Annotated in this window: 14 protein-coding genes and 1 tRNA gene; 6 read left to right on the top strand and 9 right to left on the bottom strand. The window is 57.2% G+C overall.

What is annotated here, in order from left to right:
• The first annotated feature begins 48 nt into the window (after window positions 1-48).
• Window positions 49-3,717, top strand: coding sequence for a vitamin B12-dependent ribonucleotide reductase (locus RZ517_RS11120; RefSeq protein WP_338548304.1), 3,669 nt, complete (start codon window positions 49-51; stop codon window positions 3,715-3,717).
• A gap of 271 nt (window positions 3,718-3,988) precedes the next feature.
• The gene (locus RZ517_RS11115) at window positions 3,989-4,747 is read left to right on the top strand and encodes a glycosyltransferase family 2 protein (protein ID WP_338548303.1); all 759 of its coding nucleotides are present in this window, start codon (window positions 3,989-3,991) and stop codon (window positions 4,745-4,747) included.
• On the opposite strand, the gene RZ517_RS11110 is transcribed toward RZ517_RS11115, so the two are convergent.
• Genes RZ517_RS11110 through rocF form a run of 3 tightly spaced genes read right to left on the bottom strand, consistent with a single transcriptional unit; the run spans window position 4,735 to window position 7,486 of the window.
• A complete protein-coding gene (locus RZ517_RS11110) occupies window positions 4,735-5,460 on the bottom strand; it encodes a sulfotransferase family 2 domain-containing protein (protein ID WP_338548302.1) in 726 nt (241 codons plus the stop codon). The two genes, RZ517_RS11115 and RZ517_RS11110, sit on opposite strands and share 13 nt — an antisense overlap.
• A 44-nt stretch (window positions 5,461-5,504) precedes the next feature.
• Window positions 5,505-6,560: an ornithine cyclodeaminase gene (locus RZ517_RS11105; protein WP_338548301.1), complete on the bottom strand. Its 1,056-nt coding sequence runs from the start codon at window positions 6,558-6,560 to the stop codon at window positions 5,505-5,507.
• Complete coding sequence (gene rocF, locus RZ517_RS11100) at window positions 6,560-7,486, bottom strand: arginase (RefSeq protein WP_338548300.1); 927 nt, start codon at window positions 7,484-7,486, stop codon at window positions 6,560-6,562. The genes RZ517_RS11105 and rocF overlap by 1 nt, the downstream gene beginning before the upstream one ends.
• Window positions 7,487-7,601: 115 nt before the next feature.
• Between rocF and RZ517_RS11095 the strand changes: the two genes are divergently transcribed.
• On the top strand, window positions 7,602-8,030 hold the full coding sequence (locus tag RZ517_RS11095) for an Lrp/AsnC family transcriptional regulator (protein WP_338548299.1): 429 nt from the start codon (window positions 7,602-7,604) through the stop codon (window positions 8,028-8,030).
• 5 nt (window positions 8,031-8,035) lie between these two features.
• Here RZ517_RS11095 and RZ517_RS11090 read toward each other — a convergent pair whose 3' ends face one another.
• Both RZ517_RS11090 and RZ517_RS11085 read right to left on the bottom strand, forming a co-directional pair.
• Window positions 8,036-8,497 carry a disulfide bond formation protein B gene (locus RZ517_RS11090; protein WP_338548298.1) on the bottom strand — a complete coding sequence of 154 codons (462 nt, stop codon included), beginning with the start codon at window positions 8,495-8,497 and terminating at the stop codon, window positions 8,036-8,038.
• Window positions 8,494-9,072: a YqaA family protein gene (locus RZ517_RS11085; RefSeq protein WP_338548297.1), complete on the bottom strand. Its 579-nt coding sequence runs from the start codon at window positions 9,070-9,072 to the stop codon at window positions 8,494-8,496. Before RZ517_RS11085 ends, RZ517_RS11090 begins: the two co-directional genes overlap by 4 nt.
• A 132-nt stretch (window positions 9,073-9,204) precedes the next feature.
• Between RZ517_RS11085 and RZ517_RS11080 the strand changes: the two genes are divergently transcribed.
• Both RZ517_RS11080 and RZ517_RS11075 read left to right on the top strand, forming a co-directional pair.
• A tRNA-Leu gene (locus RZ517_RS11080) sits at window positions 9,205-9,290 on the top strand.
• A 137-nt stretch (window positions 9,291-9,427) separates the two neighbouring features.
• The gene (locus RZ517_RS11075) at window positions 9,428-11,050 is read left to right on the top strand and encodes a DUF6798 domain-containing protein (RefSeq protein WP_338548296.1); all 1,623 of its coding nucleotides are present in this window, start codon (window positions 9,428-9,430) and stop codon (window positions 11,048-11,050) included.
• Here RZ517_RS11075 and RZ517_RS11070 read toward each other — a convergent pair.
• Window positions 11,032-11,433, bottom strand: coding sequence for a GtrA family protein (locus tag RZ517_RS11070; RefSeq protein WP_338548295.1), 402 nt, complete (start codon window positions 11,431-11,433; stop codon window positions 11,032-11,034). The two genes, RZ517_RS11075 and RZ517_RS11070, sit on opposite strands and share 19 nt — an antisense overlap.
• On the bottom strand, window positions 11,433-12,458 hold the full coding sequence (locus tag RZ517_RS11065; RefSeq protein WP_338548294.1) for a glycosyltransferase family 2 protein: 1,026 nt from the start codon (window positions 12,456-12,458) through the stop codon (window positions 11,433-11,435). Before RZ517_RS11065 ends, RZ517_RS11070 begins: the two co-directional genes overlap by 1 nt.
• Window positions 12,459-13,218: 760 nt before the next feature.
• On the opposite strand from RZ517_RS11065, the gene RZ517_RS11060 reads away from it, so the two are divergent.
• Window positions 13,219-15,138 (top strand): Hint domain-containing protein, encoded by a 1,920-nt coding sequence (locus tag RZ517_RS11060; protein WP_338548293.1) that lies wholly within the window; start codon window positions 13,219-13,221, stop codon window positions 15,136-15,138.
• A 99-nt stretch (window positions 15,139-15,237) separates the two neighbouring features.
• Here the strand turns inward: RZ517_RS11060 and RZ517_RS11055 are convergent, their stop codons facing one another.
• Both RZ517_RS11055 and RZ517_RS11050 read right to left on the bottom strand, forming a co-directional pair.
• Entirely contained in the window at window positions 15,238-15,816 is a 579-nt protein-coding gene (locus RZ517_RS11055) for a nucleotidyltransferase family protein (protein ID WP_338548292.1), read from the bottom strand.
• 110 nt (window positions 15,817-15,926) lie between these two features.
• Entirely contained in the window at window positions 15,927-18,344 is a 2,418-nt protein-coding gene (locus RZ517_RS11050; RefSeq protein WP_338548291.1) for a GcvT family protein, read from the bottom strand.
• Window positions 18,345-18,457: the final 113 nt, after the last annotated feature.

Below are 18,457 nucleotides of genomic sequence, written 5' to 3'. Positions count from 1 at the left end.
CCCTGAGAGGGGGCAGGTTTAACACAATTTGGCTACGGGGCGCAGCTAATGAAGATTGATCGCAAATTCACCAAAGCAGGCAAAGACGCATACGCGGAAATCGAGTTTATCAAGACAAGTTCGGAGATCCGGAACCCAGATGGAACAACAGTATTCAAGCTGGATGACGTTGAAGTCCCGGCGAGCTGGAGCCAGGTGGCGAGCGATGTGATCGCGCAGAAATATTTTCGCAAGGCAGGCGTGCCCACCGATCTGAAAAAAGTGGAAGAAGAGGGCGTGCCGGAATTCCTGTGGCGCTCGGCCCCCGCAGCGGAGGATACTCCGAAAACGGGTGAAACCAGCGCCAAGCAAGTGTTTGATCGCCTTGCAGGGGCCTGGGCCTACTGGGGTTGGAAAGGCGGTTACTTTTCTGACGAGAAAGACGCGCGTTCCTATTTCGATGAGATGCGCCACATGCTGGCCCGTCAGATGGCAGCGCCCAACAGCCCGCAATGGTTCAACACGGGTCTGCATTGGGCTTATGGCATCGACGGACCGGGGCAGGGTCACCACTATGTGGATTACAAGACCGGTGAGCTGACCAAATCCACCAGTGCCTATGAACACCCACAGCCGCATGCCTGCTTTATTCAGTCTGTGGCCGACGACCTTGTGGGCGATGGTGGCATCATGGACCTTTGGGTGCGTGAGGCACGGCTCTTTAAGTACGGCTCCGGCACAGGCACCAACTTCTCGTCGCTGCGCGGCGCGGATGAGCCGCTTTCAGGTGGCGGCAAATCCTCGGGCTTGATGGGGTTCCTGAAAATTGGTGACCGGGCGGCGGGCGCGATCAAATCCGGCGGGACCACACGGCGCGCGGCCAAGATGGTGATCTGTGATGTGGATCACCCGGATGTTGAGGATTTCATCAACTGGAAAGTCATCGAAGAGCAGAAAGTGGCGTCCATCGTCGCAGGCTCGAAAATGCATGAGCAAAAGCTCAATGAGATCTTCTCGGCCATTCGTACGTGGGATGGCAGCACCGAAGACGCGGTTGATCCAACGAAGAACGAGAGCCTGAAAACAGCCATCCGCGGCGCGAAAAAGTCCGCTATTCCAGAGACATATGTCAAGCGTGTGCTCGACTATGCACGGCAGGGATATGACAGCATTGAGTTCCCAACCTACGATACGGATTGGGATAGTGAAGCATACGCCTCCGTCTCGGGGCAAAACTCCAACAACTCGATCCGGGTCACTGATGCCTTCCTTTATGCGGTCAAGAAAGACGCCGATTGGGAACTGACCAACCGGACCGACGGCACTGTGGCCAAGACCATCAAGGCGCGCGATCTTTGGGAAAAAGTCGGCCACGCGGCGTGGGCCTGTGCCGATCCGGGCATTCAGTATCACGACACGGTCAATGCCTGGCATACATGCCCCGAAGACGGGCAAATTCGCGGCTCCAACCCGTGCTCGGAATACATGTTCCTCGATGACACGGCCTGTAACCTCGCCTCTATGAACCTGCTGCAGTTCTACGATGGCGAAAAATTTGATGCCGAATCTTATGTGCACGCCACGCGCCTCTGGACCCTGACGCTCGAAATCTCGGTCATGATGGCGCAGTTCCCGTCCAAGGAAATCGCGCAACTCAGCTATGAGTTCCGCACGCTGGGCCTAGGCTATGCCAATATCGGCGGTCTCTTGATGAATATGGGTCTCGGCTATGACAGTGACGAAGGCCGCGCACTCTGTGGCGCACTGACTGCGGTCATGACCGGAGTGTCCTATGCCACATCGGCGGAGATTGCCAAGGAGCTTGGCCCGTTTGCAGGCTACGAGCGCAACAAGGATCACATGCTGCGCGTGATGCGCAACCACCGCAATGCGGCCTATGGCGCGACTGAGGGCTACGAAGAGTTGGCCGTGAAGCCGGTGCCGCTTGATCTGGCCAACTGCCCAGACAACCGTCTCGCCGACCTTGCGATGGCAAGCTGGGATGAGGCGCTGAAGCTGGGCGAAAAGCACGGCTACCGCAACGCACAAGCCACCGTGATCGCCCCCACTGGCACCATTGGTCTGGTGATGGATTGCGACACGACGGGGATTGAGCCGGACTTTGCTCTGGTGAAGTTCAAAAAGCTCGCGGGCGGCGGTTACTTCAAGATCATCAATCAGTCTGTGCCAGCGGCCCTTGAAAAACTGGGCTATGGCAGCGCGCAGATCGAAGAGATTGTGGCCTACGCGGTCGGACACGGCACCATCGGCAACGCGCCTGGGGTGAACCACACCTCGCTCACCGGCCATGGCTTTGGCCCCAATGAGCTGGCCAAGATCGACGCCGCCGTCGGCAGCGCCTTTGACATCCGCTTTGTGTTCAACCAGTGGACACTGGGCGAAGAATTCTGCCAAAACGTGCTGGGCATTCCGGCAGAAAAGCTGAACGACCCCACCTTCGATCTTCTGGCAAGTTTGGGCTACTCAAAGGCCGACATTGAGGCCGCGAATGACCATGTCTGCGGCACCATGACGCTGGAAGGCGCGCCGCATCTGAGCAAAGACCACTACCATGTGTTCGATTGTGCCAATCCCTGTGGCAAGAAGGGCAAGCGTTTCCTGTCGGTAAATTCACACATCGACATGATGGCCGCCGCGCAGTCCTTCATCTCGGGCGCGATTTCCAAGACGATCAACATGCCCAACGATGCCACCATCGAGGATTGCCAGGAAGCCTATGAGCGCAGCTGGCAGATGGGGGTGAAAGCCAACGCGCTTTACCGTGACGGCTCCAAGCTGAGTCAGCCACTGGCTGCGGCTTTGGTTGAGGATGATGATGACGCCGCCGAGGTGTTGGAATCCGGTACGCCACAGGAAAAGGCGCAGGTTTTGGCCGAGAAGATCGTCGAGAAGGTGATTGTCAAGGAAATCGTCAAATCGCACCGTGAGAAAATGCCGGAGCGGCGCAAGGGCTATACCCAAAAAGCGACCGTGGGCGGGCACAAGGTATACCTGCGTACAGGCGAGTATGAGGATGGCCAGCTTGGCGAGATCTTCATCGATATGCACAAAGAGGGTGCTGGCTTCCGCGCGATGATGAACAACTTCGCCATCGCGGTGTCGGTCGGCCTGCAATACGGCGTGCCGCTGGAGGAATTCGTCGATGCCTTCACCTTCACCAAATTCGAGCCGGCGGGCATGGTGCAGGGCAATGACAGCATCAAGAATGCCACCTCGATCCTCGACTATATCTTCCGCGAATTGGCGGTGAGCTACCTGGATCGTACCGACCTGGCCCATGTCAAACCCGAGGGCGCATCCTTTGATGACCTTGGGCGCGGCGAAGAGGAAGGTGTGAGCAATATCAAGGAGATGTCGGGCGAAGCTGCGACGAACTCTCTGGAAGTGCTCAAGCAGATCAGCTCCACCGGCTACCTGCGCAAGCGTCTGCCTCAAGAGCTTGTCGTGCTCAACGGCGGGCAATCCATCGGGGCCACAGCGCTGGCCGGAGCCGACCCCGAAGTGGCGCTGCAAACGCTGGTGCCCGAAACGGCAGAGGCCGCCGTAGCCGTCAGCGCGTCGGTCACTACGACCGCCACCACCATGGACGCGGCCACCAAGGCCAAGATGCAAGGCTACGAAGGCGATCCTTGCGGCGAATGCGGAAACTACACGCTGGTGCGCAACGGCACCTGCATGAAATGCAACACCTGCGGTTCGACGAGCGGGTGTAGCTAAGACGAACACGCGCTCCCCAAGCGCGAAGGGACCGGCTGGCGTCCCCAGATTGCCGCCGGTCTCGACGAAACAGGGCCAAGACGCGACGAACGCGTCGCCCAAAGCCACACGGGGCGGGTGCGCTCGCCCCTGACGGCGCTCAGGCCGCAGGCAGAAACCGGGCGGTACAAATAGTGAGCCTGAGTGGCGAAACTCTGACCGGGGGGCTTTATGCCCCCCGTTTTTCTTTTTTTGCTATGGTAAAACGCGATCAAGGGGTATCGAGTTAGGCATGGTAGCAACACCACAGATCAGTGTTTGTATCCCGGCTTATGACATGCGCGGGCAGGGTGCTTCATTTCTTGCGGAGGCGTTTGAATCTCTGTTGACCCAGGAGTTTAAGGATTTCGAGGTGGTCGTCGCCGATCAATCCGAAACAGAGGATGTGGCGCAGCTGTGCAAGGCGTATTCCGTGCGCTTGCCGGTGACATATGTGAAGAACCAGGCGGGCATGCGCCGCGCTGCGGCCAACACGAATTTCGCCATGCAGCACGGCAAGGGGCGGGTGATCAAGATATTGTTTCAGGACGATTACTTGTGTGATCCCGATGCGCTTGGCGCGTTGGCCAAGGCTTTCAACTACACCCGCTTTCGGTGGTGCGTGACAGGCTCGGCCGTCACGCGCGACGGCCAGACCATCGAACACCCGCTGGTGCCCAGTTATCATGATCAAATAAGGTTTGGCCGAAACACAATCTCAAGCCCGTCCGTTCTTGCGCTTGATGCGCAGCAAAGAGAGCGCTTTGATGAAAACCTCGTTTGGCTGATGGATGTTGATCTCTACCACCGATGCCATACGAGCTATGGGCCGCCTGTGGTGCTGCCTGACATCCATGTTGTGAACCGTTTGCATGATGCGCAGGTGAGCAGGAGCGTAACCCCGGCTCAGCGCCGCGCGGAACTTGCCTACATGAAGCGAAAGGCTGGCTTTGGCGGGATACGCGGCGCGCGCAGCTATTTTCTGCAATGGGTCAGGTCCTACCGCGTTTGACCTCCCAGCAAGCGTTGCAGGAACGGCTTGGATGTCTTCGGCTTGGCGGAAAGTTTCGGTGCTGCCTTGAGAACATCTTCGCAGACATAGCCGAAACGTTTGAAATCTTCCGCGTATATCTCCGCCAGCCGTGCAAGGGATTCCTGGCTCAAAGGTGCCTGCGCGTCAGTATATTGAGCGCCACCTCTGCTCTTGTTTTCATGCGGCAACTTACGCGCTCCTTCGCTGTTGCCTGCCAGGGTGTCGAGATGTGGCACGACGTCCGCAAGACCGTCTTCCATGCGAAAACAGGTTGCTGTTTTGGGCACCAATTCACTGGCCGGGCGCGGGTGGTTGTCAAACTGGAAAGGCCGAGCATCCCGGCTCTCGCACCAGGTGAGAAACCAAGCGTTGATGTCCATGCCCTCTGGAACAGATTTTTCACCGGTTTTCTGGTAGTCATAAGCACTACGAAGCCGCATCACAGGATGACGGACGACTGCAAAAACAGAAGAAATCCAATCGCTTGGAAACAATAGCTCAAGGGATTTCGAATCTACGTGCTGCGGCGAAGATCGCGTCCAGCGTGCATGTTCTGGAACTCGGTAGAACGAAGAGTTTTGAAACGCCAGACTGCCAAATCTCTTTCGCAAATAGGCCTCAACAGAGGCTCCGGCACATTTTGGGACGTGAGCATAAAAATGCAATTTGTCGTCGATTCTGAAGAACGGCATAGCGCATAGTTACTGACACTCGATGCATGCGTAAAGCACGTCGTTCAATCCGGTTTTGCCCGCTGTACCATACCGAAGAGATCACGCGGGTCGTCGGGGTCTGCCAACAAATCCAAGTCGACGTAGGCTTGCGCCTTTTGAATATGATCCCGCACAAAGCGCAGGGCACTGAAATCCTCAATGGCAAAGCCGACACTGTCAAAGAGTGTGATCTGACGATCATCGGTGCGCCCTTTTGCCTTACCGGTGAGGACCTGCCAGAACTCGGTGACGGGGTGGTCGTTGTCCAGCTGTTGTATCTCGCCCTCAATCCGGGTCTGTTCGGGATATTCCACAAATATGTCAGAGCGATGCAGGATTGCGGGTGCCAACTCGGTCTTGCCAGGGCAGTCCCCGCCGATGGCATTAATATGGACCCCTTCGCCCACCATGTTGTCAGTCAGTATGGTGGCGTATTGCTTGTCCGCCGTGCAGGTGGTGATGATCTGAGCACCCTCCATGCTGTCTTCGGCGCTGGCGCATGGCACCACGTTCAGACCCAACCCTTCCAGATTGCGGGCTGCCTTCTCGGTGGCTTTCGGGTCACTGTCCCAAAGCCGCACGGTTTTTAGCCCGCAAAGCGCTTTCATCGCCAGGCTCTGAAACTCCGATTGCGCGCCATTGCCGATCATGGCCATCGTGTCAGCGCTTTTTGGGGCGAGGTGTTTGGCCACCATGGCTGAGGTGGCAGCGGTGCGCAGGGCCGTCAGGATTGTCATTTCGGTCAGAAGAACCGGATAGCCCGTATCAACATCCGCCAAGAGGCCAAAGGCCGTCACGGTTTGCAGACCTTCCTTGGTGTTCTTGGGGTGGCCATTGACGTACTTGAAGCCATAGGCCTCGCCATCCGAGGTGGGCATGAGTTCAATCACACCCACATCCGAATGGCTCGCCACGCGCGGGGTTTTGTCAAACAACTCCCAGCGTTTGAAATCGGCTTCGATGTAATCCGCCAGGCCGATCAGCATCGGTTCAATACCAATGTGATGCACCAGCTTCATCATGTGATCGACCGAGACGAAGGGGACGAGGGCTTTGTCAGAGGGGATTGGATTGGTCATCAGAACACACCTGTTGGACGGTCAAAGACGCGACGGCCAAGCGCCGAGGCGGCGAGATCGACCATGACCTGTGCCGTGCGGCCGCGTTCATCTAGATGCGGGTTCAGCTCCACCAGGTCCAGCGAGGTCATCAAGCCGCTATCACAGATCATTTCCATCACCAGATGCGCCTCTCGGATGGTGGCCCCACCAGGTACGGTGGTGCCCACGGCGGGTGCGTAGGTCGGATCGAGGAAATCCACATCCAGCGAGACATGCAAAGCCCCGCCAGCGCGGGCCACATCATCAAGGAAGGCCGCAAGTGGGCGGGCGATGCCTTTTTCGTCAATCGTACGCATGTCATGACAGAGCGCGTCGGTGTCCTGCAGAAAGAGACGCTCATCAGGGTCGACCGACCGCAAGCCAAGAAAGCAGATATTGCCAAAGGGCACAGGGTTGCGCACCTCTGGAAACCCGTCAAAACCTTCGCGACCACTGGCATAACCCAGCGGCGTGCCATGCAGATTGCCCGACGCGGTCGTCTGCGGTGTGTGGAAATCGGTATGCGCGTCGAGCCAGAGCACAAATTGAGGTCTATTGGTCTTTGCGGCGTGATTGGCCGCGCCGACCACGGTACCGAGGGACAGGCTGTGATCGCCCCCAAGGAACACAGGCAGGCCTTCGGCCATGGCGCGCTCGGTTGCGTCAATCAGGGCCGTTGTCCAGCCGATGGTTAATGCAGGCTCAAAGATATGCTGCGGCAGGCTTGCAGGAACGTCCGCGGGTTCAGCCGCGACATTGCCCCAGTCCTGGACGTCGAGGCCCAGATCCTCCAGTGCTGTCGTAAGCCCGGCAACGCGGTAAGCATCCGGCCCCATCAGGCACCCGGCACGTTTCTTGCCACTGTCCACAGGGGCACCAACCAAAATACAGCTGTTCTTCTTCATGCGTCGTTTCTCCAGAATCTTGCACATAGAATGTTTTCGATTTGTGGGTTTTTGAAGCAATCATTTTGCACTAAACGAAACCATATTTGACAGAATGAAAGGCTATGATTACGAAATGGACGATAAAGACCGCAAGTTACTGTCTGCGTTGCGTCACGATGCACGGGCGTCCTTGTCGGAACTGGCCGGGCTTTTGGGGGTCTCGCGGACCACAGTGCGCGCGCGCATAGACCGGTTGCAGGCCCGTGGCGACATCATCGGATTTACCGTTCAGGTGCGCGGTGACACGCATCGCGATGCGGTGCGGGGTCTGATGATGCTGGGCATTGAGGGCAGGGGCGCCGATCGAATCGTGCGTCACCTGAGCGGGATCAGTGCCATCCGCGCGGTCCATAGCACCAATGGACGCTGGGACCTGATCGTTGAGATCGGAACGAACACGCTGGAAGAGTTTGACGATGTTCTGAGCGCCGTGCGCCGGATTGAGGGTGTTTCCACGTCAGAGACCAACCTTCTGCTCAACACGAAAAAGCAGGTCGGGTAGGCGGCCTAGCTGGTGCGTGCGGCCTTTAGCCAGAGACCCGCAAGCGCTAATGCGACAACCGTGTTCCAGCTGGCCATAGACAGTCCAAAGAGTGACCACGGCACCTCGTCGCAACGCACCAATGGTGCAGAAAGGATCTGATCCATCAGTTCCTGAGCCGACAAACCTTCGGTGCTCTGCGACGAACAGCTTGATGGCCCTTCCCACCAACCTTTTTCGACACCTGTATGGTAAGCGCCAATACCAGCCGTGATAAAAGCCGCCAAAGCACCCAGCAACGGCAACAGAACCCATGGGAGTATCAAAGCCAATGCGCCGATCCCAATCGCCGCGCCATGCGGCCAGCGCTGCCATATGCAGAGCTTGCAAGGGGCCATCCCACCCAGATGCTGGAACGCGAATGCTGCAAGCAGCAGCCCGACTGATCCACCAGCGGCCAGCAAGATATAGAGCTGACGTTGTGTCATAGGAATTTCAGAACATAAAACCCGCCAAAAAGCAGGATGACAAATAGGATTGTCATCAACCCAAGACGGCGTTCGATAAAGTCGCGGATCGGCGCTCCGAATTTCCACAAGAGCCAGGCGACCAGGAAAAACCGCAAGCCGCGCGCCAGGATTGATGTGGCAATAAAGGTAAAGAGCGGCATGCCGGTCCACCCGGACATGATCGTGATAACCTTGTAAGGGAAGGGCGTGACACCCGCCGTCAGCACGGCCCAGAAGCCTAAATCATTGAATTTGTCGCTAAAGGCGTCCATCGCCTCGCCCTTGCCCAAAGCCTCAAGAATAGGCTGGCCAAGCTGTTCATAGGCAAAGGCCCCGATTGCGTAGCCAAGCATGCCACCTAAGACCGAGCTCACCAAGGCAACCCCGGCGATCAGCCAGGCGCGCGACGGGCGTGCGATGATCATCGGGATCATCAGGACATCAGGGGGGATGGGAAAGACCGAGCTTTCGACAAAAGACACCACCGCCAACACCCAAAGCGCGCGGGGGTGGTCGGCCAGCGAAATGACCCAATCGTACAAACGTCGCAGCATGAAACCGCCTCAATGGTGTACCTGTTTGCGAATGACCATGCGCCCGGTATCGCGTCAAGGGCAAAGCATTGCATTTTCCCGGTCAGTCCCCTCTGGACGCGCCTGCGCGCATTGGCTAGAAGTCACCGGCGTGCCCAAGTGGCGGAATGGTAGACGCAGGGGATTCAAAATCCCCCGCCTTTGCGGGCGTGCCGGTTCGAGTCCGGCCTTGGGTACCAAATCCATTCCCGACAGATAACTCTGGCAAAACCGTGGTTTGCGTGCGTCATGGTCTTGCGCGATCTTCTGCAGCGCTTGATTTGCAGCCAAATTTCATGCGTAAGTCACGCAAGAAATAAAATAAGAGCAGTCAGGCATGCACTTGGACAAAATCTTGTTCGCAGTGACACTTGGGTTATTGGCCCATGCGTTCATCGGGTATTTTCCATATCCCTACGGTGACGACTTTGCCTATGCGCCCCTGGCCGACTATCGCGCCGACCCGACGCTCTTTGCGCGCGATGAACAACTACAGCTCTTTGCCAATCACGCCAAAGCTTATAACTGGGTGCATGCTTTGGGCACTGCGACCTTTGGTGTCGAACCAGTGTTTCGGATCGCCATTTGGATGTTGGCCGCTGGTGTAGCAATTGCTTTGTACGCGCTTCTAGCCGCACTCGGCGCACCTTTTTTTGTCTTGCCTGCGGTGCTCGGGCTTGGCGTGGTTGTTCAAATAGACGGCATGGGCCGGGCTGATTTTGGCGGGCTGATCTCGCATTTCTTCCATCACCACAATGTAGCGCTGGCCCTGTCCTTGGCCGCGATTGCCGCTGCATTCTGGCGACGCCCATGGCTTGCCGGTGTTTTGCTGGGTTTGGCCGTGTTTGGGCAGCCGATGACGGCTTTCCATGGTGCAATCGTCGCCGGATTGGGCGCGCTTCTGCGGCACCCGCCGGATGCCTTTAAAATGGCGGTTGCGGCAATGATCGCAGCCTTACCAGCGGCCCTGCCGATCTTGCCTTCTATCCTTAGTGGACCAGAAGGTGAGATCACCATTGATCTGATCCAGGATGCCTACAGGTTCCGTACGCCGCATCACTATGACCCGAGCTGGTTTTCAGTGGGTCTTGCGACGCTCTACCTGTTGGCTGGTTTGGCTGGGACTGTGCATTTTTGGTACGAGGATCGGGCACTGGCGCGTTGTGCGCTTGGGGCGATGATCGGCTTTGCGATTTTGCATCTTGTGACCATCATTGTTTACAAATTGCAGGTTTCGCAATGGGTGGGATTCTACATTCTGGATGCAAACCGATCATCATCGCTTTTGTTCGCCCTGGGACCGGCGCTGGCGTTGGCAGGCATGTGGCGGGCACCCAATCCGCCGCTTCTGTGGATCTCGGGAACGGTGTTGATTGTCGCGCTTACGTTGAATGCGACAATCGGTGGTCTATTGTTTCTGGTCCTTACGGTACTGATGTGGCGTTTGGCTGATAGCGTGCGATTGCGTTCGGTTCTTGCCATAGCGCTGGTAACAGCGCTTGTCGTGTTGTTCCCGGCCAAACCGTTTCCTCCGGCCGTACCAGAACCCACGCGCGTAGCCCTTGAACGTATCAAACAAGAAACGCCACGTGACGCTCTTTTCATTATTCCCATCGGCATGATGGAATTTCGCCTCTTGGCACAACGCAGCGCATATGTGGATTTCAAACTGTTTTCGGTGGCACAGCCTGATCAGGCCACGTTGACGCGAGAGCGTATTGATGATGTGGGACAGCTTTCGCCGGAAAACCAAGGTTTGGAAGGATGGCCTGCGGCCATTCAATTTGGCGAGGAACAGCGCCTTGCGGCGACCTGTGATGGCATGGTGCGCTTGCTTACGGATGTCGAAGCGGACTACTTTGTTCGCTACGTGGCTCCGGGTGAAACACCGCCTGTTTGCGCAGATCTTGCAAATTCTATCAGCAGTGAAACAGTGGCGGTTTACGGCCCGCTGCGCTGAGGCTCGGAAAAGACCCAGAACTTATAGAGCAAGAATGAACAGAGCGGCACCACGACCGCCATGGCGAGCATTGCAAAGGCCAAGGGATGGCCAAGCTTAACCGTGATCACCTGGGTCAAGCCGCTGGATAGCCCGAGCGCCAGTGCCGATGCGGTGAGAAAGCGTGGGGCATGAAATCGGTGTTTGAGGTTGGTGTCGAAAGTCACCCGCCCATGTCCCATGTAGGACACACCAACCGCCGCACAGAAGCCTGCAAAGTTGGCAGGCTGCGGCTCAAATCCGAAAAGCGAACTGCAAAGCAGCGCGACACCCATATGCACAAGGGTGGCGATCGCCCCAATACCGGTGAACCGGGTTATTTGGCTGAGCAGTCCGGCGGACATCACTTTGCCTTGTCCTGCCCATTATGCACCGAGCGCAACACATAGAGCGGACGCTCTCGCACTTCGGAATAAATGCGCCCGATGTATTCCCCGAGGATGCCGATGGCGAACAAGTTCAAGCCACCAAAGAGCAGGATGAGGATGATCGTTGAGGCGTATCCGGGCACGTCCACACCGACGATCAGCGTGCGCAGAAGGATCGTTGTGGCGTAGAGAAAGGACAGCATAGCCAGGAAGCCACCAGTGTAGGTCCAAATTCTCAGCGGCGCCGTGGTCGAGGAAAAGATCCCGTCGAGCGCGAAATTCCACAACCGCCAATAGGACCAGCCACTCGTGCCATGTTCGCGTTTGGGGCGCTTGAAGGTCACCTCAGCGGTTTCGAAACCAACCCAGCTAAAAAGCGCCTTGTTGAAACGGACGCGTTCACCCAATTCGCGGACGACATCGACCACCTGCCTGTCCAGTAGACGGAAGTCGCCTACGTTTTGTGGGATGGCATGTTCGGAAAGCCGGTTGAAGACGCGATAAAATCCCTTGGCCGTGGCGCGTTTCAGCCAGCTGTCATCGGACCGGCAAATGCGGCGGGCATTGACCACTTTGGCGCCCTTCTCCCAATGCGCCAGCATGTCTGGGATCAGTTCAGGCGGGTCTTGCAGGTCAACGTCGATCGGAATGCAGGCATCGCCGCGGGCGTGGTCAATGCCGGCGCAGAGGGCAGCTTCCTTGCCGAAGTTGCGTGACAGGTTCACAAGGCAGAGACGCGGGTCTTCCAGCATACGGCTTCGGATCGCAAACTCGGTGGCATCGCGGCTGCCGTCATTCACAAAGATGATTTCGTAGGCGTAAGTCTTGGCCAGCGGCGCAAAGACATCTTCGATGCGCGTCAAAAAAGGCTCGATCGCCTGTTGCTCATTGAATACGGGCACCACCAGAGAGACAAGCTTGAGCTTGTTGGCGCGCCCGGTTCGTTTGCCCGAACTGCGTGCCGCATTTTTATCTGCAGTCACCGTCGCTTTGCTCGCCATTTTGCCCTCTTACCGTGCCCAAATCACGTGTGGTACGTGGAACATAGATTGAAAGTCAGGCCAAAGTTTGACGACAATGCAGTGTTTGTGGCGCGCAGCGAGGACTGGACTGGGCTGTGAGAAAGAAGGACCAGCTCGAGGCGGGGGGCTCAGTTTTGAAAAGAGGCAAAAATGTGACGCGACGCGCCTTGATTCGTACCTGCATCCAAAAGATTGTTTCCGCATTGGGAACTTATATTGAATTTGATGATGATTAACGCCTGATTTGACATCAATTCGTTTCCTGTGGTTTCTGACGCTACCCTGATGACAGAAGCAGGGCTATTGTTTTACCTTCGGCGACAATCGGAAAGCTTGCGCCACATCATATTGAGAAAAACACCGTTCTTATCGACAAATAGAGGAAACGCATTTTCTGACTGTTGTCCAAACAAGGACAATCATATTTTCCGATCACACTCGTTTTCACCGCGATACACGTCATGCTTGTTTCCCGACACAAAGAAGACATGATTTCGCCAGTTTTCACTTTCGTCAACTCGTCACATTCCTTTAACTAAGAGAAGGCCCGCCTGGGGGTGGTGTCTGCACTTTGCAGGAAATTTGCGCCAATTGCCGATCTGGGGAGATCACGGCACGGCGCAACCTGACGCGCAACAGGACACGTGGTTCTGCGCGAGAAGGTGTTCAGATAACCGCATCGTCGTAGGGCTTGTTACCTGTAAGTCGTCCTTCTGGACGGCGTGTGTTGGAGATGACGATGCCAAATAACGTCAATGACCCATTCGCCGCAAATCTCGTCGGTCTCTGGGATTTTCTTTCCTCTGATCCGGATGCTGACACCGGTCTTGCCGATGGCATTGCGCAGGACGGCGAGTTCGAGGGCGGGGCCTTTGCTTCGGGGGATGCGCTTCAAACCGATGGGCGCGGAGACTACTTTGACGTCAATGGCGGCAATGACGCGCCCTTCAACCTTGCCGAAGGCAGCGTTTCTGTTCAGTTTACGCAGGACGCCCATGTTGGAACCTCTGACGACACGTTGGTGAACCGTGGTGAATTCGCGGATCGCAACAGCGAAGGATACTTCGGTATTAACGTCACGCTCGAAGGCGCGGTGACAGTGCGTCACGTCGATGGTGGCGAAGACATCTATGTGTGCACGCCCAACGATTTCTTCTCTCCGGGAGACACAGTAAAGGCCACCTACACCTGGTCCGAAACTGAAGGCGGTCGGTTTTTAGTTGAAAACCTCACAACGGGCGAAAGTTATTCTCAGGATATCGACACCACCGGTTTGACGATGGATATCGGCGACAATGACGACGAGTCCTGGACCTTTGGTGCGCGCGAACGCGATGATGGCCGCTATGACCATTTCTTCAACGGCTCGATTGATTATGTCGCTGTTTACAACACCGACATTCTTGGCGAACCGGATGGCGTCGTCAGTGGCAATGACGCAGACAACCTCATTGATGTGGATTATCTCGGCGACCCACAGGGGGACCGGATCGACAACGAAGATGCGATCGCACCCGGAGCCGCGCCCAACGATGATGTGGTCGATGCCTTGGGCGGAGATGACACGGTCGAGGCCGGAGAGGGCAACGATATTGTATTCGGCGGCTCTGGCGATGATGAGGTCGATGGTGGCGAAGGCGATGACGTTATCTTTGGTGACAGCACACTTGCGGGGCCTGCCACAGAAGATGGCGATGACGATCTGGAGGGCGGCGCCGGGGACGATCAGATCTTTGGCGAAGGCGGCGACGATGAGATCGAAGGCGGTGATGGCAATGATCTGATTTCCGGTGGGGCCGGAGATGACGACCTCTCTGGTGGCGCAGATCGTGACACGTTCATAGACATTACCGCAGGTGATGAAATTGATGGTGGTGAAACCACGACATCCGGCGATCCCGATGATGATTTCGACACGCTGGACCTCACCGGGGCCGCAGAGGCGGAAAACCCGGGCGGTGGCCTGCGAGTGACCTTTACGTCCGCCGATCAGGAAGACGGTTTTGTCACGTTTTTCGATGCCGACGGCAATGAAACCGGACAGGCCGAGTTCTCCAATATCGAGAATGTCATTCCTTGCTTCACGCCGGGAATGGTGATTGCGACACCAACCGGTGAGCGCCTGGTAGAGGACTTGCATGTTGGGGATCGGGTGATCACTCGCGACAATGGCTTGCAGGAAATTCGTTGGATCGGACAGCGTGATCTGACCAAGCAGGAACTGCGTCAGGCGCCGCATCTGAAACCTGTTCTTATTCGCGCAGGCTCACTAGGCCGTGGGTTGCCGGAACGCGATATGCTTGTGTCGCCGCAACACCGCCTGCTGCTCGCCAGCGAAAAATCGTCGCTCTATTTTGAAGAGCGTGAAGTACTCGCTGCGGCCAAACACCTGACCCACAAGGCGGGCGTTGATGTGGTTGAGACCAACAGCGTGAGCTATGTGCATTTCATGTTCGACCGCCACGAGGTGGTTCTGTCCAACGGCTCCTGGACCGAAAGTTTCCAGCCTGGTCAACAGGTTCTGGATGGGATGGGTTACGCGCAGCGGAGCGAGATTTTCGATCTCTTTCCCGAGCTTCAAGAGCATGAAGGCATCGAGGCTTACCATGCCGCACGGAAATCTCTGAAGCGGCATGAGGCGCGGCTTTTGGTGGAATAATGTGAATTAGAACGCAGCCCGCCGGTCTGCTCTACAAAGATCGGCACAATCGAAATCGACGACTGGGGGGTCTCGATTTCGAGTTTAGCAGTCCCGGCCTTAGGGCTGGGATTGCTTGCTTTTGGCGGCACGTGCCGTGCGCCAGGCCTCCCAGGCTTCTCGTGTGTCAAGGTCTGTGACCGCGCGATTGCCCGGTAGAGGGCAGGGGATGAACTGCTCACTCTTCAGAACGGGTTTGGCCCCCTGATCGCCGGTAAGCTGGGTGAGTGCGCCGAATAGCCGGGCGGGTAAGATCGTTGGATGACCGGCTTCACCCTCAGCCGTTGTGGCGCGAATGACGGCGTCGGGATGGGTCCGATGCGCGGCATGCAAGGCTGCGAAATCCTCGGCGCACACATCTGGCAAATCGGGCAGGGCCACCATCAATGCTGTGGCCCCTTGTGCCATGGCCCAGTTGGCCCCCATGCGGATCGACGCGCTGAGGCCCTCGTTTGCGTTGGCGATATTCATCAAGGTTACCAGCTCATCGAGAATGGAATGCAGGGCGTTAACCCTGTCTTCCGCCTGCGCAGGCAGAGTGACCAGCACCGGAACCCCGAGCGCCATCACCGCAGAGGTTTGCCGCGCCAGAAGCGGTACGCCGTCAATCTTTTCCAGCAGTTTGTCCCGCCCGCGCATACGCGTGGACGCCCCGGCAGCTGGAACTAGACAGACAAGACTCATTGAGCACCATTTGTGAGTGACATAGCTTAGAGTGACTGAACAGAGCCTGACCGGCAAGCCGTGCTTCAGCCGCGCATGCGTGTGCCTTCGGGATCAAAGTATGGCTCAGAGATCAACTGCGCCGGGCGCATTTCGCCCAGAATTTCGATTTCGGCCTGTAGCCCCGGTTTTGCCAACTCTGTGGGAATCAGGGCCAGCGCGATGGATTTGTCGGCGTGATGCGAATAGCCGCCGGAGGTGCAGAAGCCCTGAACCTTGCCGTTGATCCAGACGGGCTCATAGGCATGCACATCTGCGTCCAGAGCCGCGACCTCGAACGGCACCAGTGTGCGTGCAGACCCTGAGGTCCGTTCTGCCTCAACCGCAGCGCGGCCGATGAAATCGCTGTTCTTGGTAAAGCTGATGAACCGGTCCATGCCGGTTTCCGCCGGGGTATAATCAGGTGAAAATTCGCTGAGCCAGGACCCAAAGAACCGGTCCAACCTGAGCGACATCATCGCGCGCATGCCGAAAGGTTTGATGCCAAAGCTTTGGCCCGCCTCCCATAGCACGGTCCAAAGCGCCCGTTGGGCCATGGGATCACAGTAGATCTCATATCCCAGATCACCGGTGTAGCTGACGCGCTGGACAAGGCAGTCGGCCATCCCGACCGTCACATGCCGCACATCCATGAATCGCATGGTTGAGATGTCCATGCGGGTGCAGGATTGCAGCAGATCGCGCGCCTTGGGGCCTGCAATCTGAAAGCCGTTCAGCCGGTCCGAGATGTTCTCAAGCTCCACACCCTCCGTCTCATTCATCTGGAACCAGCGCATATGGTAGGCTTGTGAGCCGTAAGAGGCGGTCAGTTGAAAGGCGGTATCGCTGAGACAGGAAACCGTGAAATCCCCGATCAGACGCCCCTTGTGCGACAGCATGGGTGTCAGGCTGATCCGCCCCGGTTTTGGAATGCGCCCGGCCATGATCCGGTCAAGCCATTCACGGGCATTCGCACCTGTTACCAGGTACTTGCCAAAGTTATGAACCTCATTGATTCCAACGCTTTGTCGCACGGCCTTCACTTCACGGGCGGTCGCCTCCCACGCGTTGGAACGGCGGAAACTGGGTGTCTCAAATCGCGGCTCATCACCTTGGGCAAAATAGTTCACAACCTCCAGCCCATATTGATGCCCCCAGACCGCTCCCATGGCGTCAAACACGTCATACATCGGCGTCTGCCGGAACGGGCGCGCGGCGGGGAGTTCTTCGTTGGGATAGGAAACGGAGAAGCGTTTCTGGTAGTTCTCGATCACCTTGGGCAGGGTGTAGCCCGGCGTGATCCAGTCGCCATAGCGGGCGACGTCCATCGCCGACACATCGCGTTCGCATTCGCCCTCAACCATCCATTGCGCCAGCATCAGGCCCACGCCACCGCCCTGGCTGAACCCGGCCATGACACCGCAGGCGGACCAGTAATTTCTGAGGCCCGGAACAGGGCCGACCAAAGGGTTCCCATCGGGGGCGAATGTGAAGGGACCGTGGATGACGGATTTCACCCCGGCACGTTCAAGGCAGGGGAAGCGTTTGTAAGCAAAATCAATGGATTGCTCGATTTTGTCAAAGTCATCGGGAAGGAGTTCGTGGCCGAACTCCCAAGGCGTGCCGTCAATGGACCACGCGCGGCAGGGCTGTTCATAAAATCCGATGCAAAGCCCGCGGCCTTCTTGTCGGAGGTAACTTTCCCCGGCGGGGTCCATCACGTGGGGGTGCTCTTCGCCCGCATCGATAATCTCAGCGATTTCAGGGACTTCCTCGGTGACGAGATACTGATGCTCCATCGGATAGATGGGCACATAGACACCCGCCATTGCGCCAACTTCGCGCGCCCAGAGACCGCCGGCATTGACGACATGCTCGGCGTGAATGGTGCCGCGTTCGGTGACGACATCCCAGCTTCCATCGAGATTCTGATTTGTTTCCATGACCTTACAATTGGTCAGGATCTTGGCCCCGCCCATGCGCGCGGCCTTGGCATAGGCATGGGTTGTGCCCGAGGGGTCAAGGTGACCATCCAGCGGATCATAAAGCGCGCCGAGGATGCCGTCGGTGTTTGTGATGGGCGCGATTTTGCGAATCTCGTCAGGGCCGACAATCTCTGTCTCCAGCCCCATGTAGCGGTGCTTGGCGCGCTCAGCGAGGAGCATGTCGAACCGGTCTTTGTTGTCTGCCAGCGTCACGCCACCCACGTGATGCAGGCCGCAAGACATGCCGGTGATTTCCTCTAACTCTTTGTAAAGCTTAATCGTATAGCCCTGCAGCGCGGCCATGTTCGTGTCGCCATTGAGCGTGTGAAACCCGCCCGCCGCGTGCCATGTGGACCCCGAGGTCAGTTCCGAGCGCTCAATCAGCGTCACATCTGACCAGCCAAGCTTGGTCAGGTGATAGAGCACACTGCACCCGACAACTCCGCCGCCGATCACGGCCACACGCGTGGTGGTTTTCATGGGGCTCTCCCTTTGTCTGTTACATCCAAACTGTCGGGTTACCACCTTGAGGCATGTCCATTTGCGACAAGGATTGTCGTTTCTTTTGTCAGCCGCCGAAAGCGTTGAAAAAG

Source organism: Roseovarius sp. S88 (genome assembly GCF_037023735.1).
Lineage (GTDB): Bacteria > Pseudomonadota > Alphaproteobacteria > Rhodobacterales > Rhodobacteraceae > Roseovarius > Roseovarius phycicola.
The sequence above is the reverse complement of the archived record's forward strand: the minus strand, read 5'-3'. Positions and strand labels throughout refer to the sequence as shown.